Origin of the sequence: Rhizobacter sp. AJA081-3, assembly GCF_017795745.1 — a bacterium.
Taxonomy (GTDB): domain Bacteria; phylum Pseudomonadota; class Gammaproteobacteria; order Burkholderiales; family Burkholderiaceae_C; genus Piscinibacter.
Genome location: NZ_CP059067.1, coordinates 5,255,130 through 5,275,373 on the forward strand (window position 1 = coordinate 5,255,130; position 20,244 = coordinate 5,275,373).

The window sequence follows — 20,244 nt, forward strand, 5'->3', positions numbered from 1 at the left end:
TTGTGCGTTTACCCCGGGTTCGGCCAGGGTGGGGCCGCGCCAGAATCGAAGGCCGACACTCCTGACGCCCACGCCATGCAACGCCGCACCCTGCTCGCCGCAACTTCCACGCTGCTGGGACTGCCCGCCCTCGTGCGCGCGCAGGCGCTGGAGAAGCCCAAGCTCACCATCGCCGTGGGCGGCAAGAACCTGCTGTATTACCTGCCCCTGACCATCGCCGAGTCGCAGGGCTTCTTCAAGGCCGAGGGGCTGGACCTGACCATCGCCGACTTCGCCGGCGGCTCCCAGGCGCTGCGTGCGGTGGTCGGCGGCAGCGCCGACGTCGTCTCAGGCGCGTTCGAGCACACACTGAACATGCAGTCCAAGGGGCAGGCACTGCGTGCCTTCGTGCTGCAAGGCCGCGCGCCGCAGATCGTGCTGGGCGTGAACCCGAAGACGATGCCGAACTTCAAGACCGTCGCCGACCTGAAGGGCAAGAAGATCGGCGTCACGGCGCCGGGCTCGTCGACCAACGTGATGGCCAACTTCGTGCTCGCCAAGGCCGGCCTGAAGCCCAGCGATGTGTCCATCGTCGGCGTGGGCGCGGGCAGCGGCGCGGTGGCGGCGATGCGCGCCGGCCAGATCGACGCGATGAGCAATCTCGACCCGGTGATCACGCTGCTGCAGCGTTCGGGCGATCTCAAGGTGATCTCCGACACGCGAATCGTCGCCGAGGCCGAGAAGGTGTTCGGCGGCCCGATGCCCGCGGCCTGCCTCTACGCACCGCAGAGCTTCATCGACAAGAACCCGGCCACCGCGCAGGCGCTGGCCAATGCGATCGTGCGTGCCGACAAGTGGATCCAGGCCGCCGGCGCGGCCGACATCATCAAGGCTGTGCCGGAGAACTACCTGCTCGGCGACCGCGCCGTCTACATCGACGCCTTCATGGCCGCCAAGGGCGCACTGTCGGCCGACGGGCTGTTCCCCGAGGCAGGCGCGGCCACCGCCGCACGTGCCCTGCAGAGCATCGATGCGACGCTCAAGGACGTGAAGTTCGACCTTGCCGCCGTCTACACCAACGAGTTCGCTCGCAAGGCACTGGCGAAGTACCCGAAGGGCTGAGCGCGGGCACTACTTCTTGAGCGGCCCCGGGTTGTCGGCAAGGAACTTCTCCATCTCCTCGGGCGAGATGAGGCCGTCCTTGTTGGTGTCGATGCGGCTCCAATCGCGGCCGGTCTCGGCCGGCTTGGCGGCGGATTCCTTCGGCGCGGCGGGGGGCTTCTTCGGCGCATCGGCCGCGAAGGCGCTGGCCGATGCGGCCAGCAGGGCGATCGGGGTCAGCAGACGGATCTTCATCGTCAATTCTCCATTGGCGGGGGTTTGGAACGAACGCAGCGCGCACTGCGGCTGCATGGAGCGCGGCGCATTCAGCGAAGTTCCGTCGCTCGCGCAGCATCCCTACACTGCGCGGGCCCATTGAGTGCCGACAACGTGAAAGCCCCGCCCCCATCCCCGACATCCGACGCGCTCGCGCTCGACGCCGTGAGTTGCACCTTCGTCGACCGCAACGATCCGGCGCAGCGCTACACCGCCGTGCGCGACGTGACGCTGACGGTCGGCGCAGGCGAATTCGTCAGCGTGGTCGGCCCCACCGGTTGCGGCAAGAGCACGCTGCTCAACGTGGCCGCCGGGCTGCTGGCACCGAGCAGCGGCACGGTGCAGGTGTTCGGCCAGTCGCTGGCCGGCATCAACACGCGCGCCGGCTACATGTTCCAGGCCGAGAGCCTGATGCCATGGCGCACCGCGCTGGGCAATGTGATGGCGGGACTGGAGTTCCGCGGCGCGCCTGACGCGCAGTCGCAGGCGCAGGAGTGGCTGCGCCGCGTCGGCCTGGGCGGCTTCGGCGACCGCTACCCGCACCAGCTCTCCGGCGGCATGCGCAAGCGCACCTCGCTGGCACAGACGCTCGCGCTCGACCCCGACATCATCCTGATGGACGAGCCCTTCTCAGCGCTCGACATCCAGACGCGCCAGCTGATGGAGAACGAGGTGCTGGCACTGTGGGCGGCGAAAAGGAAGGCGGTGTTGTTCATCACCCACGACCTCGACGAGGCGATCGCGATGAGCGACCGTGTCGTCGTGCTGTCGGCCGGGCCGGCCTCGCGGCCGATCGGCGAGTTCATCGTCGACCTCGAGCGTCCGCGCGACGTGGCGGAGGTGCGCACCACGCCTCGCTTCATCGAGCTGCACCAGGCCATCTGGGCGGTGCTGCGGGACGAGGTGCTCAAGGGCTACCAGCAGCAACTCGCCGCCTGACCATGTGGAAGCTGATCAAGCCGCGCCCCGGCAACCTCCGTCTGTGGCAGCTCGCCGTGCTGGTGGCGGTGTTCGGCCTGTGGCACGTGCTGACGAAGCCGGGCCTGATCCCGCCCGTCGTGTTCGAGAACGACCGCCAGGCGGCCTTCTTCTTCGGCGAGCCGCTGGTGATCTTCGCGCGCATCTGGGCCTGGTTCGTCGGCAACGCCGACATCTACCAGCACCTGTGGGTCACGCTGGTCGAGACGGTGCTGGCCTTCGGCATCGGCACGGCGCTGGGGCTGGCTTGCGGCCTGTGGCTTGCGCTCAGCCCGATGGCCGCAGCGATCCTCGACCCCTACATCAAGGCGCTGAACAGCATGCCGCGGGTGATCCTCGCGCCGATCTTCGCGGTCTGGTTCGGGCTGGGCATCGCCAGCAAGGTGGCGCTGGGCGTCACGCTGGTGTTCTTCATCGTCTTCTTCAACGTCTACCAGGGCGTGAAGGAGGTGAGCCCGGTGGTGCTGGCCAACGTCCGCATGCTCGGTGCCAGCCCGCGGCAGCTGCTGCGCCACGTGTACCTGCCCAGCGCCACGAGCTGGGTGTTCAGCTCGCTGCACACCAGCGTGGGCCTGGCCTTCGTCGGAGCGGTGGTGGGCGAGTACCTGGGCTCCTCGCGCGGGGTGGGCTACCTGATCCTGCAGGCCGAGGGCGCCTTCGACATCAACACCGTGATGGCCGGCATCCTGGTGCTGACCGCCTTCGCGCTGGTGCTCGACGGCGCGGTCGGCCGGCTCGAACGCCGGCTGATGAAATGGCAGCCCAGAAGCGGCGAGACCGAGAAACTCTGATCGATCCATTCCACAAGGGGAGACGCTGGTGGCGAAAGACTTCGATTCGATGGAAGACAGCAACCGTTCGACCAATCCGGGCATCCACGAGGTGTCGGACCCGGCGCGGCGCACCTGGGTGCAGGGCGGATTGGGCACCTTGGTGGGCGCTGTGCTGGCCCCCTGGCTGGGCGCGTGTGCCACGGTGCCGGGCCGCGGGCCGCTGCTGGGCTTCAAGGGCATCGGCGCCTCGACGGCCGATGCGGTGGTGGTGCCCGAGGGCTACGTGGCCGAGGTGCTGGCGCCCTGGGGCGAACCGGTCGGCGTGGCCGGGGCCATGCCGGCCTGGCGCGAGGATGCGAGCAACACCGCCGCCGAGCAGGCGCTGCAGATGGGCATGCACCACGACGGCATCCACTTCTACGCACTGGACGCCACCGGCTCGCGCGGCCTGCTGGCGATGAACCACGAGTACGTCGACGATGGCCTGCTGCACGCCGACGGCCTGAAGACTTGGAGCGCCGAGAAGGTGCGCAAGTCGCAGGCCGCGCACGGCGTCGCGGTGATCGAGGTCGAGCTGAAGCAAGGCCGCTGGCAGATGGTGCGGCCGTCGACTTTCGCTCGGCGATTCACTGCCTTCACGCCGTTTGCCGTGCAGGGGCCCGCCGCGGGCCACGCGCTGATGAAGACGGCCGCCGACCCCGAAGGCCGAACCGTGCTGGGCACGCTGAACAACTGCGCGAGCGGCATGACACCTTGGGGCACCTACCTGTCCGGGGAGGAGAACTGGGCCTTCTACTTCGACGGCGGCGATGCGCCTGATGCCGACCAGAAGCGCTGGGGCCTGCGCAAGAGCAGCTTCTACCGATGGGGCGAGCACGACGAGCGCTTCGATTCGCGCCGCCACCCCAACGAGTTCCACCGCTTCGGCTGGGTGGTCGAGATCGATCCGATGGACCCGTCGAGCACGCCCGTCAAGCGCACTGCGCTCGGCCGCGCCGCACACGAGGGCGCCTGGGTCGCGGTGACGAAGGACGGCCGCGCGGTGGTCTATTCGGGCGAGGATGCGCGCTTCGAGTACATCTACAAGTTCGTCAGCCGCGACCGCATCGCGCCCGGCGGCGCGAAGGCCAACCGCGAACTGCTCGACCATGGCACGCTCTACGTCGCGCGCTTCGATGCCGATGGCAGCGGCCGCTGGCTGCCTCTGGTGCACGGCCAGGGGCCGCTTACCGCAGCGAACGGCTTCGCTGACCAGGGCGAGGTGCTCATCAAGAGCCGCCAGGCGAGCGACCGGCTCGGCGCCACGAAGATGGACCGGCCCGAGTGGCTGGCGATCGACGCGGAGCGCCGCGAGGTCTACTGCACGCTGACCAACAACAGCGCGCGGGGCGCAAAGGACATGCCCGGCGTCGATGGCGCCAACCCGCGCGCCAACAACGTGATGGGCCAGATCATCCGCTGGGTCGAGCAGGGCGACTTCGATGGCGTGTCCATGCGCTGGAACCATCTGGTGCTCGCCGGCGATCCGGCCAACGCGCGGCCGCAGGCGCAGGGCAACATCAAGGGCGACATCTTCGCCTGCCCCGACGGCCTGATGCTGGATGCGCGCGGGGTGCTGTGGATCCAGACCGACGCCCACTCCTCGCAGATGAACAAGGGCGAACTCGAGCACATCGGCAACAACCAGATGCTGGCCTGCGACCGCAGCACCGGCGAGATCCGGCGCTTCCTCACCGGCCCGGTGAACTGCGAGATCACCGGCGCGGCCATGGCGCCGGACGGATGTTCGATGTTCATCAACGTCCAGCATCCGGGCGAGTCGCCGAGCGACCGCAGCGATCCGGCCGATCTGAACAAGTACTCTCGCTGGCCGTTCGGCGGCCGGCCGCGCTCGGCCACGGTGGTGATCCGGCGACGCGACGGCGGCCCGATCGGCGCCTGATCAGCCCAGCCGGTAGACGTCGAGCAGCACCAGGCGCGCCTCGCGCTGGCCGCAGGCGATGGCCATCACCTTGTTCAGGTGCTGCCAGGCGGGAGCCCCGGTGGCGAAGCGCACGAGGGTGCGGAAGAAATAGTCGTCGCGCGGCACCGATTCGCCGCGCGCGAGTCGCTCCATCACCGCCGGCGGGCCGTGGCGCAGGCCTTCGCTGCGCACCTCGATGAGCCCGCCGTCGTCGGCGCGGATCACGTAGTGCGCCGCGATCTCCAGCACGCCGTCGCCGCGCGCGATTTGCCAGTCGACGCCGCCCTCGACCAGCGTGCCGTTGAGCTCCGGCCCGCGCGCGCTGCCTCCGCCCAGCGGCACGTAGCGCCGCTCTCCCAGCGGCGCCGCGCCCAGCGTGACGAGCGCACCGACCTCGCAGCGGATCTGCGTCATCGGCACGAGGGCGGGCGGCGGCGGGAAGTGATTCATCGGCTGGCTCTTTCCCCAATGGACAGGTCTGGCAGGGCGGCCATCATGGCAGCGCGAGGCCCGCCGCGCATGTCGGCCGGGAGGATGACGCAGGAGGTCGACGACATGGACATGGCGAATCCGATCCAGCCCGGCGCGCAGCGCGCGCTCGCCGGCCTCATCGGCACGATCGGCAGCGAGCGCTTTGCCGCCGAGGCGCTGGAGGCGCTCAACGTGCCGCTGCAGGCGGCCTCGTGGTCGGTCTACCGCGTCTGGCGCGACCGTGCGCCGGTGCTGCACTGCTCGGCCAGCCGCGGCGTGGCCGACACCACGCAGGATTGTTTTCGCGCCTACCACGACGGGCTGTACCGCCGCGACCGCAGCTTCGAGCAGGTGGCCAGCGCGCAACGCGGCGGCCACACGGCGGTACTGCACATGCGCGCCGACGACGCACCCAACCGCGACCACCGCGAGATCATCTACCGTCGGCACGGCCTGCTGGAGCGGCTGTCGGTGGCCGCACTCGACGACGACGGTTCGCTGCTTGCCGTGAACCTGTACCACCACGATCACCAGGGGCCGTTCAGCGGCGCCGAGCGCGACGGCTTCGCGCAGATCGCGCCCTTGCTGCTGGCCGCGGTGCGGCGCCATCTGGCGCTCGTCGTGGCGGCTCCGGCGGCGGATTCGCGCGCCGCGCTGCGGCACGACTGCCCGGCGCTGACCGCGCGCGAACTCGACGTCTGCGAGCGGCTGCTGCGTGGCTGGAGCCACGACGGCATCGCCGCCGACCTCGGCCTCTCGGTGGCCACGGTGAAGACCTACCGGGCGCGCGCCTTCGAGCGGCTGGGCCTGCATTTCCGCAGCGAGCTGTTCGCCCGCTTCGGCGCGCGCGGCTGAGCGAGCGACGCGGCTACTTCGCCGTCGGCATGGCGAACTCGGCGCCCTTGCCGATGGAGCCGGCCCAGCGCTGCATCACGCTCTTCTGCTTGGTGTAGAAGCGCACGCCCTCCTCGCCGTAGGCGTGCATGTCGCCGAACAGCGAGCGCTTCCAGCCGCCGAAACCGTGCCAGGCCATCGGCACCGGGATCGGCACGTTGATGCCCACCATGCCGACCTGAACGCGCCGCGCGAACTCGCGCGCCACGTTGCCGTCGCTGGTGAAGCAGGCCACGCCATTGCCGTACTCGTGGTCGTTGACGAGCGCCAGCGCCTCGCCGAAGTCCTTCGCGCGCACGCAGGCGAGCACCGGGCCGAAGATCTCTTCCTGGTAGATGCGCATGGAGGGCGTCACGTGGTCGAACAGCGTGCCGCCGGTGAAGAAGCCGCTCTCATGGCCCTTGACCTTCAGGCCGCGGCCGTCGACGACGAGCTTGGCGCCTTCCTTCACGCCGGTCTCGATGTAGCCCTCGATGCGCTCGAGCGCCTGCTGCGTGACGATCGGGCCCATCTCGGCGTCGAGCTCCATGCCGTTCTTCACCTTGAGCGTCTTCGCGCGCTCGGCGAGCTTCGGCATGATCCGGTCGGCCACGTCGCCCACCAGCACCGCCACGCTGATGGCCATGCAGCGCTCGCCGGCGGAGCCGTAGGCGCTGCCGATGAGCGCGTCGACGGCCTGCTCGATATCGGCGTCGGGCATCACCACCATGTGGTTCTTCGCGCCGCCCAGCGCCTGCACGCGCTTGCCGTGGTGCGCGCCAGTCTCGTAGATGTACTGGGCGATGGGCGTGGAGCCGACGAAGGACAGCGCCTTCACGTCCGGGTGGTTCAGCAGCGTGTCGACGGCGAGCTTGTCGCCCTGCACGACGTTGAACACGCCGTCGGGCAGCCCGGCCTGCTGCAGCAGCTGCGCCATGAACAGGCTGGCGCTCGGGTCGCGCTCGCTGGGCTTGAGGATGAAGGCGTTGCCGCAGGCGATGGCCACCGGGAACATCCAGCACGGCACCATGCACGGGAAGTTGAACGGCGTGATGCCGGCCACCACGCCCAGCGGCTGGCGCAGCGTCCAGTTGTCGATGCCGGTGGAGACCTGGTCGGTGAAGTCGCCCTTGAGCAGCTGCGGGATGCCGCAGGCGAACTCGACGATGTCGATGCCGCGCGTGACCTCGCCCTGCGCGTCGGTGAATACCTTGCCGTGCTCGGCGGTGATCATCGCGGCCAGCGTGTCGCGGTGCTGGTTCATCAACTCGAGGAACTTGTTCATTACCCGCGCGCGGCGGATCGGCGGCGTGTCGGCCCAGGCCGGGAAGGCGGCCTTCGCGGCGGCCACGGCGGCGTTGACGTCCTCGGCGCTGCCCAGCGCCACCTGGCGCGCCACCGCGCCCGTGGCCGGGTTGTAGACGGCCTGGCGGCGGCCGCCGGTGCCGGGCACGGCGCGGCCGGCGATGAAATGGCCCACCTCGGCGGTGGCGGTGAAGGCTTCTGGGGCGCCCATGCGTGTCTCCTGTCGGTCGAAGCCAGGATTGTCGATCAAGGCCGATCCCGGTGCTGTCGGCTGGCCAGGAACGAAAAAAAAGCCCACCCGCGTGAGCAGGTGGGCTGTGTCAAGTCCTCAAGTAAGGACGTCGTTGGGAGCGGTGCCAGTCTCTCGCCCTGTGTGTGCTCGTGAGCAGCGGGCGTTGTGGACCTTGAGCGCGTGATCTGTGGAAGATCCCGTGTGACAGCAATGGAGAAGACTCTAGGGCCGGCCTCATTCGTGGGCCATCCCCAATACATGGGGCGAATACTTGACAACATATGTGCACTGTGCACATACGTTGTTCAGCGATCACGTCAACGCACAATCGGACATGACCACACGAAGACACGCACCGCCCGTTGCGCATCGCGGGCCGCCGCAGCAAGCGCTCACGGAAGAGGATCTGCTTCAGCTTCAGCAACTGCTCGACACCGTGCCCGCGCCACTCGAGCCGCTGGACGTGAGCATGCTGGATGGTTTCCTCTGTGGCGTCCTGTTGCAGCCCCAGCGTGTCGCGGAAACGTCATGGCTGCCCCACGTGACCGACGCCGACGGCCGTGCGCTGCCCGCCGGCTTCGACGTCGCCCGGCTGCGCGAGCTGGTGCTTCGACGGCATGCCGAACTCGACGCCGCGATCGAGTCCCGACAATGGTTCGACCCCTGGGTGTTTGAACTGGATGGCGACGGATCGGCGTCGCCGAGCGAAGCCGCCTACGCCTGGGTGGCCGGTTTCGCCACGGCGATGGAGTTCTTCCCGCAGTTGCTTCGCCTGGACGCTCAGCGGCTGCGCGAACCGCTGGCGCTGCTGTATCGCCATCTCGATGCCGACGACCTCGAGGATGCCGACGATCTGATCGAGGAGATCGAGTCGCTCGAGCCACCCGCCGACCTGAGCGAGGCGGTCGAGGAGCTGGTGCGCGCCACGCTGCTCCTCGCCGACGTGTCGCGGCCCGTCAAGAGCGAGCCCGCGAGGGTTGTGCGGCCACCTCGACCGCGGCGCTGAGCCGGCGGCTCAGATGCTCAGCGGGTCCACGTCGATGGCCCAGCGCAGCACCTTGTGCTGCGGGCTGCGGCGCAGCGCGTGCAGCGCCGGCACCCACTGCGCGAGGAAGCGCTGCAGCGCCGGCCGTGCGGCCGACTCGACCATCATCTGCATGCGCTCGACCCCGGCCACACGCGCCACCGGCAGCGGCACCGGCGCGTAGACGCTGACCGATTCGGCACTGGGCAGGGTGGCCGCCAGCTCGGCGGCAGCCTGCAGGAAGGCCTGCGCCGCTTCGGCCTGCTTCGCGTCGGCACGCAGCATCGCCAGGTGCGCGAAGGGCGGCAGCCCGGCCGCCTCGCGCTCCTTCAGCTGGCTCGCCGCGAAAGCCGCGAAATCGTGCTGGCGCAAGGCCGCGTACAGCGGGTGCTGCGGATGCCAGGACTGCACCCACATCTCCGACTGCTGCGCGTGATCGGTCGATCGCCCGGCGCGGCCGCCGGCCTGCATCAGCAACGCGAACAGCCGCTCCGGCGCGCGGAAATCGCTGCTGAACAGCGCGCTGTCGGGGTTCACTGCAGCCACCAGCGTGATGCGGCGGAAGTCGTGCCCCTTGGTGATCATCTGCGTGCCCACCAGAACGTCGACCTCGCCGGCATGCACGGCGCCGAGCTGCGCTTCGAGCGAGCCCTTCAGCCGCGTGCTGTCGGCATCGATGCGGGCGATGCGAGGCGGCATGCCGTCCTCGCCGGCGAGCAACTGGGCGATCTGCTCCTCCAGACGCTCGGTGCCTCGGCCGATCGGCGCGATGTCGAGATTGCCGCAGTCGGGGCAGGCGCGCGGCACGCGCTCGGTGAAGCCGCAGTGGTGGCAGCGCAGCGTGCGGTCGAGCTTGTGGAAGACGCGCCAGGCGCTGCAGTGCGGGCAGCCGCTCTTCCAGCCGCAGTCGGCGCAGTGCAGCACCGGGGCGTAGCCGCGGCGGTTGAGGAACACCAGGCTCTGCTCGCCGCGCGCGATGCGCTGGCGGATCGCCTCGATCAGCGGCGGCGAGAGCGCCGTGCCGGCCCCCTGGCCCTTGGGCTGCTGGTTCATGTCGACCAGGCGCACGCGCGGCAGCGAGGCCCCGCCGATGCGCGCCGGCAGGCTGAGCCGCAGGTAGCGTCCTTCGTTGGCACGCTGCCAGCTCTCCAGCGAGGGCGTGGCCGATCCGAGCAGCACCCGAGCGCCCTGCAGGCGGGCGCGGTAGACGGCCAGGTCGCGCGCCGAGTAGCGTGCGCCTTCCTGCTGCTTGTACGAGGGATCGTGCTCCTCGTCGACGACGATCAGGCCCAGGCGCGGCATCGGTGCGAACACCGCCATGCGCGTGCCCAGCACCAGGTCCGCCAGGCCCAGGTGCGCGGCCAGCCAGCTGCGCAGCCGCTGCGCCGGCGTCAGCCCGCTGTGCAGCGAGACGATGCGCCGGCCCGCGAAGCGCGCCGCGAAACGCGCCTCCAGCTGGGGCGTGAGGTTGATCTCGGGCACCAGCACGAGGGCCTGGCGGCCGGCGTCCAGCGCGCGGGCGGCGGCGTGCAGGTAGATCTCGGTCTTGCCGCTGCCGGTGATGCCGTGCAGCAGCACCGGCAGCGCCGGCGTCGCCTGCGCCAGCTGATCGAGCACGGCCGACTGCGCCTCGCTCGGGGCCGGGGCGGTGTCGGCCACCGTGTCGGGTGGCTTCGCCATCGCCTTGTGCAGCTTGCGCAGCCGAGCCGCCAACTGGCTGCCGTCGAGTTTGTGCAGCTCTGGCGGGAGCACGGCGAGCGCCAGTTCACCCAGGCCGCGCTGGTAGTAACCAGATGCAAAATCCACAAGGGCTCGCCACGCGTCGTCCAAGGGCGGGAGTTCGCCGAGCACGGCCGAAAGGGGTCGCAACTCGCTCTCGGCGAGTGCGCCGGCGCCCTGAGACCAGACGATGCCCAGCAGATCGCGACGCCCCAAGGGCGCTCTCACCAGGGTTCCAGGCGAGAGCGGATGCTCACTCAGGTAGTCCAGTGCGCCGCTCAAGCCAGCGTGCTGAGGCGTGTCCACCGCCACTTGCAGACGCACCATCGTGGTCATGCAGCCAGTTGGTAGCCAGTTACCGCCAGAAGCTCAAGCGGTTGTGAAGGAATGCCGCCAAGTTGCTGATTCGACAGCGCTTTTCCAACTTTCCACTCCGCCTGTGGATAACTTTGTGGGGAACCTGCCCAAATCAACGCTAACTGCTTGATCCTGCGAGATTCACGGTCCCGTGCCCACTTTCTGGGCAAAGCAGAACATTCAATGAAATCAATGACTTGCAGAACGAGGTCGAAAAAGCGATGGTGCGCCGCAACAGCTTTGCGGTTCGAAGCGGGTGAAGCCATTTTTGGGGATAAGTCAAGCCCTGAGCGCTTACTTACCCATTTCCGCCCGGTGCAGCGAGCGCGCCGTCTCAGGCCGTGCGCATGCGCCGCGAGACCTCGTGAACGGTGTCGACCAGCACCGACACCGATTCCGGCGGCGTGTGCTGGCTGATGCCGTGGCCAAGGTTGAACACATGGCCGCCCTGCGTGCCTTGTGCCGAGCGCTGCGGGCCGAAACTCTCCAGCACCTTGATGGCCTCGGCGCGGATCTGATCCGGCTCGGCGAACAGCACGTTCGGGTCAAGGTTGCCCTGCAGCGCCACGCGATCCCCGGTCAGGCGGCGCGCCTTCGCCAAGCTCATCGTCCAGTCCAGGCCGACCACGTCGGGCGCCACACCGTCCACGCCGGCGGCGATCTCCTCCACCCACAAGCCGCCGCCCTTGGTGAAGACGATGTGCGGAATGCGGGCGCCGGCGTGTTCGCGCTTGAGCTGCTTGAGCACCCGGCGGGTGTAGGCGAGGCTGAACTCCTGGAAGGCCCCGTCGGCCAGCACGCCGCCCCAGCTGTCGAACACCATCACGGCCTGCGCGCCGGCTTCGATCTGCGTGTTCAGGTACAGCGCCACCGCGTCGGCGTTGATCGCCAGGATGCGGTGCATCAAGTCCGGCCGTGCGTACAGCATGCTCTTGACCAGACGGTAGTCGTCCGAGCCGGCGCCTTCGACCATGTAGCAGGCCAGCGTCCAGGGGCTGCCGGAAAAGCCGATCAGCGGCACGCGGCCGTTGAGCGCCTTGCGGATCGAGGTGACCGCGTCGAACACGTAGCGCAGCTTGTCCATGTCGGGCACCGCAAGCCGGGCGACGGCCGCCTCGTCACGCACCGCGTGGGCGAACTTCGGCCCCTCGCCGAGCGCGAAGCTCAGGCCCAGGCCCATCGCGTCGGGCACGGTGAGGATGTCGCTGAACAGGATGGCCGCATCGAGCGCGTAGCGGTCCAGCGGCTGCAAGGTGACGTCGGTGGCGTACTGCGTGTTGGTGGCCAGGCCCATGAAGCTGCCCGCCTTGCCGCGCGTGTCGCGGTACTCCGGCAGGTAGCGCCCGGCCTGGCGCATCAGCCAGACGGGAGTGTGCTCGGTGGGCTGGCGCAGGCAGGCGCGCAGGAAGCTGTCGTTCTGGAGGGGGGCAAACATGACGCGATTATCACGCCCATAATCCGCCCGACCCTTGAGGAGACAGCATGCGCGCCAGCAACGTCCTGCAGACCATCGGCAACACGCCGCACATCCGCGTCAACCGCCTGTTCGGGGCTACCCACCAGGTGTGGATCAAGAGCGAGCGCGCCAACCCCGGCGGCTCGATCAAGGACCGCATCGCGCTGTCGATGATCGAGGCCGCCGAAGCGGCCGGTTCGCTCAAGCCGGGCGCCACCATCATCGAGCCGACCTCCGGCAACACCGGCGTGGGGCTGGCGATGGTCGCCGCGGTGAAGGGCTACAAGCTCATCCTGGTGATGCCCGACAGCATGAGCGTCGAGCGCCGCCGCCTGATGCTGGCCTACGGCGCGAGTTTCGTGCTGACACCGCGCGAGAAGGGCATGAACGGCTCGATCGCCCGCGCCAAGGAACTGCTCGCCGAGACGCCGAACTCCTGGATGCCGCAGCAGTTCGAGAACCCGGCCAACATCGACGTGCACGTGCGCACCACCGCCGCCGAGATCGCCGCCGACTTTCCCGACGGGCTGGACGCGCTAGTCACCGGCGTGGGCACCGGCGGCCACATCACCGGCTGCGCGCAGGTGCTCAAGGCGAAGTGGCCGAAGCTGAAGGTGTTCGCGGTCGAGCCGGCGGCCTCGCCGGTGATCAGCGGCGGCAAGCCCAGCCCGCACCCGATCCAGGGCATCGGCGCGGGCTTCATCCCGACCAACCTGCACACGCAGCTGCTCGACGGCGTGATCCAGGTCGAGGCCGAGGCGGCGCGCGAGATGGCGCGGCGCTCGGCACGCGAGGAAGGCCTGCTGGTGGGCATCTCTTCAGGCGCCACGCTGGCGGCGATCGCGCAGAAGCTGCCCGAGCTGCCGGCCGGCGCCACGGTGCTCGGCTTCAACTACGACACCGGCGAGCGCTACCTCTCCATCGAAGGCTTCCTGCCCACAGAGTGAAGCCAGACATCCTCATCGTCGAGGACGAGCCCGGCATCGCCGACACGCTGCAGTACGCGCTGCGCACCGACGGCTTCGAGCCGCACTGGGTGGCCACCGGCGAGGCGGCGCTGGCGCGCCAGCGCGAGGCCCCGGCGGCGCTGTTGATCCTCGACGTCGGCCTGCCCGACCTGAACGGCTTCGAGGTCTTCAAGAGGCTGCGCGACTTCAGCGACGTGCCAGTGGTCTTTCTCACCGCGCGCGCCGACGAGATCGACCGCGTGGTCGGCCTGGAGCTCGGCGCCGACGACTATGTCGCCAAACCCTTCTCGCCGCGCGAACTGGTGGCGCGGCTGCGCACCATCCTGCGCCGGGCTTCGCGCACGCCCGTGGCCGCGGCGACGCCGGTGCTGCCCTTCGCCGTGGACGAGGGCCGCCGGCAGATCCGCTTCTATGGCCAGCTGCTCGACTTGTCGCGCTACGAATACGGCCTGCTGAAGACGCTGATCGAGCGGCCCGGCCACGTGTACAGCCGCGACACGCTGCTCGACAAGGTCTGGGACGAACGCAGTGACAGCCTCGACCGCACTGTCGACGCGCACGTGAAGACGCTGCGCGCCAAGCTCAAGCAGGTGGCGCCGCAGCTCGAGCCGATCCGCACCCACCGCGGCAGCGGCTATGCGCTGGCCGAGGACCTGCCGCCCAGCCCGTGAGCCGCCGAACCATCGTCTTCGTCGGCATCCTGCTCGCGTATGCGCTGGGTGTGGGGCTGCTGATGTACCGGCTGCTCGCCGACATCGACCCGCGCTACCGTGAGTCGGCCGAGGAGTCATTGGTGGAGACGGCGCACCTGCTCGCCGCCACCGTCGAGCAGCACAGCAGCGAGGGCCGCATCGACGCGGAGCAGTTGCGCCCGGTGTTTCGCTCGCTGTACGCGCGAAGTTTCTCCGCGCGCATCTTCGGCTTCGAGAAGACTGGCGTCGAAATGCAGGCGCTGGTGATCGGTCGCGACGGCATCGTGCTGTTCGACTCGATCGGCCAGCGCGAGGGGGAGGACTTCTCGCAGTGGCGCGACGTGCGCGCCGCCCTGCAGGGCGACTACCGCGCCCGCACCACGCCGAAGATTCCCGGCGACGAGCTGAGCTCGGTGATGTACGTCTCCGCGCCGGTGCGCTCGGGCGGAGAGATCGTCGGCGTGGTCAGCGTGGGCAAGCCGGTGCAGGGCCTGAACCAGTTCGTCGCCGCGGCGCGGCGCAAGACGATGGTCGTCGGCGCGACTTCCGTGGCCGCGGTGCTGCTGCTCGCGGTGATCCTGTCGCTCTGGCTGGTGCGGCCCTTCGGGCTGCTGGCCGACTACGTGCGCTACGTGCGCTCGCAGCGCTCGTTCAGTCTGCCGCGCCTGGGCCGGCGTGCGCTCGGCACGCTGGGCGCCGCCTACGACGAGATGCGCGACGCGCTGGCCGGACGCAACTACGTGGCCGACTACGTGCAGACGCTCACCCACGAGATCAAGAGCCCGCTGTCGGCCATCCGCGGCGCGGCCGAACTGCTGCACGAGCCCGGCATGCCCGCGGCCGACCGCCAGCGCTTCACCGCCAACATCGAGCGCGAGACTCAGCGCATCCAGGAGCTGGTGGACCGCATGATGGAGCTGGCCGCGCTCGAGTCGCAGCGCCGCCTGCCGAAGGTCGAGCCGGTGGCGCTGCGGCCGCTGCTGGCGGAGCTGGTGGCCAGCGCGCAGGCCAGCGGCGCGGCGCGCAGCATCCGCGTCGAGCTGGCCCCAGGTGCGCCGGCCTGGGTCGAGGGCGAAGCCTTCCTGCTGCGGCGCGCGATCGGCAACCTGCTGGCCAACGCGCTGGACTTCTCGCCCGAGGGCGGCCCGGTGCTCGTCGAGCTGCTGGCGCGCTCGCGCGGCGTCGACATCGTCGTGCGCGACCAGGGCCCTGGCATCCCGGAGTACGCCGACGCGCGCGTGTTCGAGAAGTTCTATTCGCTGGCCAGGCCGCACTCCAACAAGAAGAGCACCGGCCTCGGCCTGCCCTTCGTGAAGGAGATCGCCGAACTGCACCACGGACGCGTGACGCTGCGCAATGGCGAAGGCGGCGGGGCGGTGGCCACGCTGTCGCTGCCCGCCATCGAGGCCCCGCCCACGGCCTGATCCGCCGGCCGGCTATGCTGCGAAGTTGGGCATGCCGGGGAGGGCTGCAGCGCGTGGATGCCAAGACGATTGCCTGGGTGCTGCCGCATCCGGGCTACGACGACGAACCGACGCTCGGGCCGCTGCGGGAGCAGGGCTTTCGCGTCGTCACCTGCGTGGCAGGCGAGACGCCGCCCGCCGACGCCGAGCTGCGCGTGCTGCAGGCCGACCTGTTCGCCGACTCGCGCCGCCTGCGCCGCGAATACGTGCTCGACGCACGCCCGACGCTGATCGTGGCCAGCACCGCCGCGCAGGAGGTCGACGCGCTGGGCTTCATCAAGCCGCGCGACGACGTGGTGCGCGGGCTGCAGCCGGCCGAGCTGCTGGTGCTGCGCCTGGCGCGCTTGCTCAAGCATGCCGGCGGCGAGGCGCTGTTGCAGTCGCTGGAGTTCACCGACGAGCTCACCGGGCTGGCCAACCGCAAACGCTGGCAGTCCCAGCTCGCGCAGGAGCTGGGCAACGAACTGGCGCAGGAATGCCGCGCCGTGGTGCTGTTCGATCTCGACCACTTCAAGCACATCAACGATCGCTTCGGCCACCAGGCTGGCGACAAGGTGCTGCGCGAGGCCGCCGCGCTGCTGCTGGCCGAGACGGCGCCGGGCGACAAGCTGGCGCGCTGGGGCGGCGAGGAGTTCGTCGCGCTGATCTCGCGCTACGACCGGCAGACCGTCACTGCCGACGTGCAGCGCATGCTGCAGCGGCTGGCCGGCCATGCCTTCTTCCCGCCCGCCGCTGCGGCCGGCGGTGCGCCGTTCGAGCGGCTGATCAACCGCTTCGACGACACGGCGCCGGCGCCGCTGGAGGCCGACACCACGCGGCGCATGCCGGTGACGGCCAGCGCCGGGCTGGCTTTCCTGCGCGAACGTTCCACCTTCGCCGACGTGATGAACCAGGCCGACGTGGCGTTGTTCGAGGCCAAGAGCCGCGGGCGCAACCGGCTCGTCTCGTACGAGACGCTGCAGGAGGCCTCCGGCAACGAGGACCGCGATCTCTACGTGCGCCACTTCGAGAACGTCACCCGCGTGATGACCGAGCGCATGACCTCGCTGGTCACCAACATGGGCCGCAGCCTCGTCGAGGCGGCGCGCCGCGAGGCCAACCAGGACGCGCTGACGCAGCTGCACAACCGCCGCTACTTCGATTCGCGCCTGGCGCGCGAATTCGAGACGGCGCGCAAGCATGGCCGCTCGCTGACCATCGCACTGGTCGACCTCGATCACTTCCACGACGTCAACGCCACCTATGGTTATCCGACCGGCGACCACGTGCTGCGCCGCTTCTCGGAGGTCGCGCGCAACAGCGTGCGCCTGACCGACTGGCTGGCGCGCTACGGCGGGGAGGAGTTCTGCCTGGTGATGCCCGACACCGACCTCGAGACAGGTGCCCGAGTGGCCGAGCGGGTGCGGCGCAACGTCGCGGCGACCACGCTGCAGAGCATCGACCAGCGCCCCGTGACGCTCACCGCCAGCGTGGGAGTCGCTCAGCTGGGTGAGCAGACCGACAGCCCGCTGTCGCTGGTGCAGCGGGCCAGCGAGGCGCTGCTCGGCGCCAAGCAGGCGGGCCGCAACCGCCTCGTGGTGGACGCGTCCTAGAGCTTCCCGTCTAGTTTGCTGCGGCGCAGCATAAAGCGCTTGCATTCGCCGCCCGGCGCACTATAGTCAAGTCATGCTGCAGTGCAGCAAAAGCGTTCCGATCCCGAATCCTCATCCACCTCACACCCGGAGTCCACCATGCTGAACAACGAACAATTCGCCGCTGCCCAGAAGGCCCAACTCGCCACGCTGATGGGCCTGACCGCCACCGGCATCGAAGCCACCGAGAAGCTGTTCGCTCTGAACATCGACACCGCCAAGGCCGCGCTGGCCGAAGCCCAGTCGAAGGCCGAGTCCGCTCTGACCGCCAAGGACGTGCAGTCGTTCTTCGCCCTGCAGGCCGATGTGATGCAGCCGTCCGCCGAGAAGGCCGGTGCCTACGGCCGCAAGCTGTACGACATCCTCGCCGGCGTGCAGGCCGAAGTCAGCAAGGTCACCGAATCCGGCGCCACCGACGCGCAGAAGAAGTTCGTCGCGATGGTCGAAGCCGCCGCCAAGAACGCCCCGGCCGGCTCGGAGAATGCCGTGTCGTTCGCCAAGGCCGCCGTGTCTGCCGCCAACGATGCTTTCGACAACCTGCAAAAGGCCACCAAGCAGGCCGTCGCCGCTGCCGAAGCCAATGTCACGACGCTCAGCGCCGTGGTGTCCAAGCCGGTCGCCGGCAAGGGCCGCCGCGCCGCCTGATCGGGCTGCCATGAGCCGACTGCGCTGCCACCCCGGCACGAGACGGCCATGAACACCCGTTGGAATCCGGGCCGTGACGGGCCCGGCGCCATGGCCCCCGGGCCATGGCACGCCGCTCCCTCGGACGCCGACGACGGCTGGGTCGGCACGCGCGAACTGCCCGGCTACCGTGCCGGCGCCGTGGTCGTGCGGCTGTCCGACCTGCCGGGCGTCGACGCCACGCATCTGTATTTCGACCTGCTGCTGCTCGACGAGAGCGGCCGCACCGAAGAAACCCACTCGGGCCCCTGCCCGAGCCTGCGGCGCGACCAGCCGCTCGACCAGCGCTCGCGCTTCGTGCGCGTCGTTGCCGAACTGCTGCGCCATGCCCCCGACCCCGAGCGAGGCCTGGCCGGGCTCGGCGCGGCCTTGACCTTCATCCGCGAGAACGGCGTCGATGGGCCTCAGCTCGCCGCCGCCGCTCAGCGCATCGACGCCGGTTGCAGCGAAGCCGCCCTCGTGGCCAGCCTGTGCCATGTGCTCACGCTCAGCTTCGGCGAACACGATGCGGGTGCCAGCCTGGATGCGGTGCTGGCCAAGCTCGCTCCGGGCGTCAGCACCTCCGGCGAACTGGAGGAGCAGGTGCGCCTGCTGGTGCGCTGCGTCGGCAAGGCCCAGGCGCGCCGCCGGCTGCGCGAGGCGACCGACTTCGAACTGCTGCCCAGCCCCGATCTGCTCGGCGTCTGAACCCCTGCGGGTTTGCCCTGTGGGTCGCCGCGGATGAATTCCCCTACCGGCAACGTAGACCCCTGAGCGGGTGCACGAGCGCACCCGGCGGATCCATACGGGGGGGCCGGAACATGCCGTGGTTCGTTGCCAAGCGATCGATCGTCCAGGCGGGCGAAGCGACCGAGCAGTACGAGTACCGGGTGGTCAGCGAGGAGGAGATCGAGTCCATCGAGCCCGACTGGGATTGGGCATCGTCGGCTTTCGACACACGAGAGGAAGCGCAGAACCTCGTCGACGACGAGTTCTGGAACGGCCTGGAGTGACGCGGCACGCGCGCTCAGTGCGTGCCGAACTTGGTCTCGAACTGGATGCCGACCTTGCGCAGCAAGGGGGTCGGCAACTCCCCACCGGCACACACGATGACCGCCTGATTGGGAAGCGCCAGCGTACGGCCCTCGTGCTCGATGTTCACCAGCCGCTGCTCGATGCCCTTCACCGTGGATGACAACAGCACCTGCAAGGCGCCGGACTGCCGCATTTCCTCCAGGCGGTCGCGGTTCTTCGCCTTGACACGTGCGAACGCCGCGCTGCGGTAGGACAGCGTCACCGTCGTGCCGGCCTGTTCGGCCAGGGCGATCGCGGCCTCGAGCGCGCTGTCGCCGCCGCCCACCACCAGCACATGCTGGCCGCGATACTGCTCCGCATCGACGAGCCGGTAGACCACCTTCGAGGCTTCCTCGCCCGGCACGTCGAGCTTTCGCGGCGTGCCGCGCCGCCCCATCGCCAGCAGCACCGAGCGGCAGGAGAACCGGCCATGCTCCGTCTGCACGACGAAGCCGTCGCCATGGCGCTCGATGCCCACCAGCCGCTCGCGGAACGACACCTGCAGCCCGGTTCGCTTCACCACGTCCTGCCAGAACTCGAGCAACTGCTCCTTGCTGACCTCGCCGAACTTGACCTTGCCCACCAGCGCCAGCTGCACCGGCGCCGTCATGGCGATCTTGTTGCGCGGGTAGTGGTACACCGCCCCGCCGAGCGAATCCTCCTGCTCGATCAGCCGGTAGCGCAGCTTGTGGTGAATGGCCGCGAGACCGGCCGACAGGCCGGCCGGCCCGCAGCCGACGATCAGCACGTCGAGATCGTGCGAGCCGTTGGCGCGGCGGCGGATCGCGTCCATCGCCTGGCGGCCCTGCTCGGCGGCCTTGCGGATCAGGCCCATGCCGCCCAGCTCGCCGGCGATGTAGATGCCCGGCACGTTGGTCTCGAACTCGGGGCTGACGTGCGGAATGTCGATACCGCGCTTTTCGGTGCCGAACACCAGCGTAATCGCCTCCACCGGGCAGGCTGACAAGCAGGCGCCGTGGCCGATGCAGGCCGCGCCGTTCTTCAGCACCGCCTTGCCGTTGACGACGCCCAGCGCCTCTTCCGGGCAGGCGCGCGCGCAGGAGCCCGAGCCGATGCAGCGCGAGGGGTTGATCACCGGGTGCAGCGAAGGCGGCTCGCCCAGGCCGGCCTCGAGGGTCTGCTTCAGCTCCTGCGCGTGCGCGTGGTGCAGCCGCCGGTGGCGCCGCACATACAGCGCAACAGCCAGCACGATGACGAGCAGATAGAGGTAGGTGTAGTCCATGGC

Annotated in this window: 20 protein-coding genes; 13 read left to right on the forward strand and 7 right to left on the reverse strand. The window is 69.5% G+C overall.

The annotated features are described in order from the left end of the window. Positions 1–75 precede the first annotated feature (75 nt). Positions 76–1,101 carry an ABC transporter substrate-binding protein gene (locus HZ992_RS24920; RefSeq protein WP_209384523.1) on the forward strand — a complete coding sequence of 342 codons (1,026 nt, stop codon included), beginning with the start codon at positions 76–78 and terminating at the stop codon, positions 1,099–1,101. A 9-nt stretch (positions 1,102–1,110) separates the two neighbouring features. Here the strand turns inward: HZ992_RS24920 and HZ992_RS24925 are convergent, their stop codons facing one another. Further along, positions 1,111–1,335 carry an EF-hand domain-containing protein gene (locus HZ992_RS24925; RefSeq protein ID WP_209384524.1) on the reverse strand — a complete coding sequence of 75 codons (225 nt, stop codon included), beginning with the start codon at positions 1,333–1,335 and terminating at the stop codon, positions 1,111–1,113. 135 nt (positions 1,336–1,470) lie between these two features. Here HZ992_RS24925 and HZ992_RS24930 point away from each other — a divergent pair, with 135 nt between their 5' ends. From HZ992_RS24930 to HZ992_RS24940, 3 genes are read left to right on the forward strand one after another with little or no spacing between them, the layout of a single operon-like run. After that, complete coding sequence (locus HZ992_RS24930; RefSeq protein WP_209384525.1) at positions 1,471–2,295, forward strand: ABC transporter ATP-binding protein; 825 nt, start codon at positions 1,471–1,473, stop codon at positions 2,293–2,295. Positions 2,296–2,297: 2 nt separating this feature from the next. Continuing rightward, positions 2,298–3,125, forward strand: coding sequence for an ABC transporter permease (locus tag HZ992_RS24935; RefSeq protein WP_209384526.1), 828 nt, complete (start codon positions 2,298–2,300; stop codon positions 3,123–3,125). Between the two features lie 28 nt (positions 3,126–3,153). Then, on the forward strand, positions 3,154–5,049 hold the full coding sequence (locus tag HZ992_RS24940) for a PhoX family protein (RefSeq protein ID WP_209384527.1): 1,896 nt from the start codon (positions 3,154–3,156) through the stop codon (positions 5,047–5,049). Here the strand turns inward: HZ992_RS24940 and HZ992_RS24945 are convergent, their stop codons facing one another. Next, on the reverse strand, positions 5,050–5,520 hold the full coding sequence (locus tag HZ992_RS24945) for a DUF3237 domain-containing protein (protein ID WP_209384528.1): 471 nt from the start codon (positions 5,518–5,520) through the stop codon (positions 5,050–5,052). Between the two features lie 69 nt (positions 5,521–5,589). On the opposite strand from HZ992_RS24945, the gene HZ992_RS24950 reads away from it, so the two are divergent. Next, complete coding sequence (locus tag HZ992_RS24950; protein WP_245213299.1) at positions 5,590–6,396, forward strand: helix-turn-helix transcriptional regulator; 807 nt, start codon at positions 5,590–5,592, stop codon at positions 6,394–6,396. A 13-nt stretch (positions 6,397–6,409) separates the two neighbouring features. On the opposite strand, the gene HZ992_RS24955 is transcribed toward HZ992_RS24950, so the two are convergent. Further along, the gene (locus HZ992_RS24955) at positions 6,410–7,930 is read right to left on the reverse strand and encodes a CoA-acylating methylmalonate-semialdehyde dehydrogenase (RefSeq protein ID WP_209384529.1); all 1,521 of its coding nucleotides are present in this window, start codon (positions 7,928–7,930) and stop codon (positions 6,410–6,412) included. A gap of 322 nt (positions 7,931–8,252) precedes the next feature. Here HZ992_RS24955 and HZ992_RS24960 point away from each other — a divergent pair, with 322 nt between their 5' ends. After that, on the forward strand, positions 8,253–8,957 hold the full coding sequence (locus tag HZ992_RS24960) for a YecA/YgfB family protein (protein ID WP_245213300.1): 705 nt from the start codon (positions 8,253–8,255) through the stop codon (positions 8,955–8,957). A 9-nt stretch (positions 8,958–8,966) separates the two neighbouring features. On the opposite strand, the gene HZ992_RS24965 is transcribed toward HZ992_RS24960, so the two are convergent. The 3 genes from HZ992_RS24965 to hemE all read right to left on the reverse strand — a co-directional run bounded on the left by HZ992_RS24965 (position 8,967) and on the right by hemE (position 12,486). Further along, on the reverse strand, positions 8,967–11,030 hold the full coding sequence (locus tag HZ992_RS24965; RefSeq protein WP_209384530.1) for a primosomal protein N': 2,064 nt from the start codon (positions 11,028–11,030) through the stop codon (positions 8,967–8,969). Beyond that, complete coding sequence (locus tag HZ992_RS24970) at positions 11,027–11,317, reverse strand: hypothetical protein (RefSeq protein WP_209384531.1); 291 nt, start codon at positions 11,315–11,317, stop codon at positions 11,027–11,029. Before HZ992_RS24970 ends, HZ992_RS24965 begins: the two co-directional genes overlap by 4 nt. Positions 11,318–11,385: 68 nt before the next feature. Next, the gene (hemE, locus tag HZ992_RS24975) at positions 11,386–12,486 is read right to left on the reverse strand and encodes a uroporphyrinogen decarboxylase (protein WP_209384532.1); all 1,101 of its coding nucleotides are present in this window, start codon (positions 12,484–12,486) and stop codon (positions 11,386–11,388) included. Positions 12,487–12,533: 47 nt separating this feature from the next. On the opposite strand from hemE, the gene cysK reads away from it, so the two are divergent. From cysK to HZ992_RS25010, 7 genes are all read left to right on the forward strand, one after another. Next, the gene (gene cysK / locus HZ992_RS24980) at positions 12,534–13,454 is read left to right on the forward strand and encodes a cysteine synthase A (RefSeq protein ID WP_209384533.1); all 921 of its coding nucleotides are present in this window, start codon (positions 12,534–12,536) and stop codon (positions 13,452–13,454) included. Then, the gene (gene creB, locus HZ992_RS24985; protein ID WP_209384534.1) at positions 13,451–14,146 is read left to right on the forward strand and encodes a two-component system response regulator CreB; all 696 of its coding nucleotides are present in this window, start codon (positions 13,451–13,453) and stop codon (positions 14,144–14,146) included. The genes cysK and creB overlap by 4 nt, the downstream gene beginning before the upstream one ends. Then, positions 14,143–15,591: a two-component system sensor histidine kinase CreC gene (gene creC / locus HZ992_RS24990; RefSeq protein ID WP_209384535.1), complete on the forward strand. Its 1,449-nt coding sequence runs from the start codon at positions 14,143–14,145 to the stop codon at positions 15,589–15,591. The genes creB and creC overlap by 4 nt, the downstream gene beginning before the upstream one ends. A gap of 53 nt (positions 15,592–15,644) precedes the next feature. Next, on the forward strand, positions 15,645–17,222 hold the full coding sequence (locus tag HZ992_RS24995) for a diguanylate cyclase (RefSeq protein WP_245213301.1): 1,578 nt from the start codon (positions 15,645–15,647) through the stop codon (positions 17,220–17,222). 138 nt (positions 17,223–17,360) lie between these two features. Beyond that, the gene (locus tag HZ992_RS25000; protein ID WP_209384537.1) at positions 17,361–17,906 is read left to right on the forward strand and encodes a phasin family protein; all 546 of its coding nucleotides are present in this window, start codon (positions 17,361–17,363) and stop codon (positions 17,904–17,906) included. A gap of 48 nt (positions 17,907–17,954) precedes the next feature. Next, on the forward strand, positions 17,955–18,632 hold the full coding sequence (locus HZ992_RS25005; protein ID WP_209384538.1) for a hypothetical protein: 678 nt from the start codon (positions 17,955–17,957) through the stop codon (positions 18,630–18,632). A 113-nt stretch (positions 18,633–18,745) separates the two neighbouring features. Then, a complete protein-coding gene (locus HZ992_RS25010) occupies positions 18,746–18,937 on the forward strand; it encodes a hypothetical protein (protein WP_209384539.1) in 192 nt (63 codons plus the stop codon). A gap of 14 nt (positions 18,938–18,951) precedes the next feature. Here HZ992_RS25010 and HZ992_RS25015 read toward each other — a convergent pair whose 3' ends face one another. After that, entirely contained in the window at positions 18,952–20,241 is a 1,290-nt protein-coding gene (locus tag HZ992_RS25015; protein ID WP_209384540.1) for an NAD(P)-binding domain-containing protein, read from the reverse strand. Positions 20,242–20,244: the final 3 nt, after the last annotated feature.

Excerpts from the sequence above, each read along its gene's own strand:
- HZ992_RS24920 (WP_209384523.1), top strand. The coding sequence starts at position 76 with ATGCAACGCCGCACCCTGCTCGCCGCAACTTCCACGCTGCTGGGACTG.
- HZ992_RS24925 (WP_209384524.1), bottom strand. The coding sequence starts at position 1,335 with ATGAAGATCCGTCTGCTGACCCCGATCGCCCTGCTGGCCGCATCGGCC.
- HZ992_RS24935 (WP_209384526.1), top strand. The coding sequence starts at position 2,298 with ATGTGGAAGCTGATCAAGCCGCGCCCCGGCAACCTCCGTCTGTGGCAG.
- HZ992_RS24945 (WP_209384528.1), bottom strand. The coding sequence starts at position 5,520 with ATGAATCACTTCCCGCCGCCGCCCGCCCTCGTGCCGATGACGCAGATC.
- HZ992_RS24950 (WP_245213299.1), top strand. The coding sequence starts at position 5,590 with ATGTCGGCCGGGAGGATGACGCAGGAGGTCGACGACATGGACATGGCG.
- HZ992_RS24955 (WP_209384529.1), bottom strand. The coding sequence starts at position 7,930 with ATGGGCGCCCCAGAAGCCTTCACCGCCACCGCCGAGGTGGGCCATTTC.
- HZ992_RS24965 (WP_209384530.1), bottom strand. The coding sequence starts at position 11,030 with ATGACCACGATGGTGCGTCTGCAAGTGGCGGTGGACACGCCTCAGCAC.
- HZ992_RS24970 (WP_209384531.1), bottom strand. The coding sequence starts at position 11,317 with ATGGCTTCACCCGCTTCGAACCGCAAAGCTGTTGCGGCGCACCATCGC.
- hemE (WP_209384532.1), bottom strand. The coding sequence starts at position 12,486 with ATGTTTGCCCCCCTCCAGAACGACAGCTTCCTGCGCGCCTGCCTGCGC.
- cysK (WP_209384533.1), top strand. The coding sequence starts at position 12,534 with ATGCGCGCCAGCAACGTCCTGCAGACCATCGGCAACACGCCGCACATC.
- HZ992_RS25000 (WP_209384537.1), top strand. The coding sequence starts at position 17,361 with ATGCTGAACAACGAACAATTCGCCGCTGCCCAGAAGGCCCAACTCGCC.
- HZ992_RS25005 (WP_209384538.1), top strand. The coding sequence starts at position 17,955 with ATGAACACCCGTTGGAATCCGGGCCGTGACGGGCCCGGCGCCATGGCC.
- HZ992_RS25010 (WP_209384539.1), top strand. The coding sequence starts at position 18,746 with ATGCCGTGGTTCGTTGCCAAGCGATCGATCGTCCAGGCGGGCGAAGCG.
- HZ992_RS25015 (WP_209384540.1), bottom strand. The coding sequence starts at position 20,241 with ATGGACTACACCTACCTCTATCTGCTCGTCATCGTGCTGGCTGTTGCG.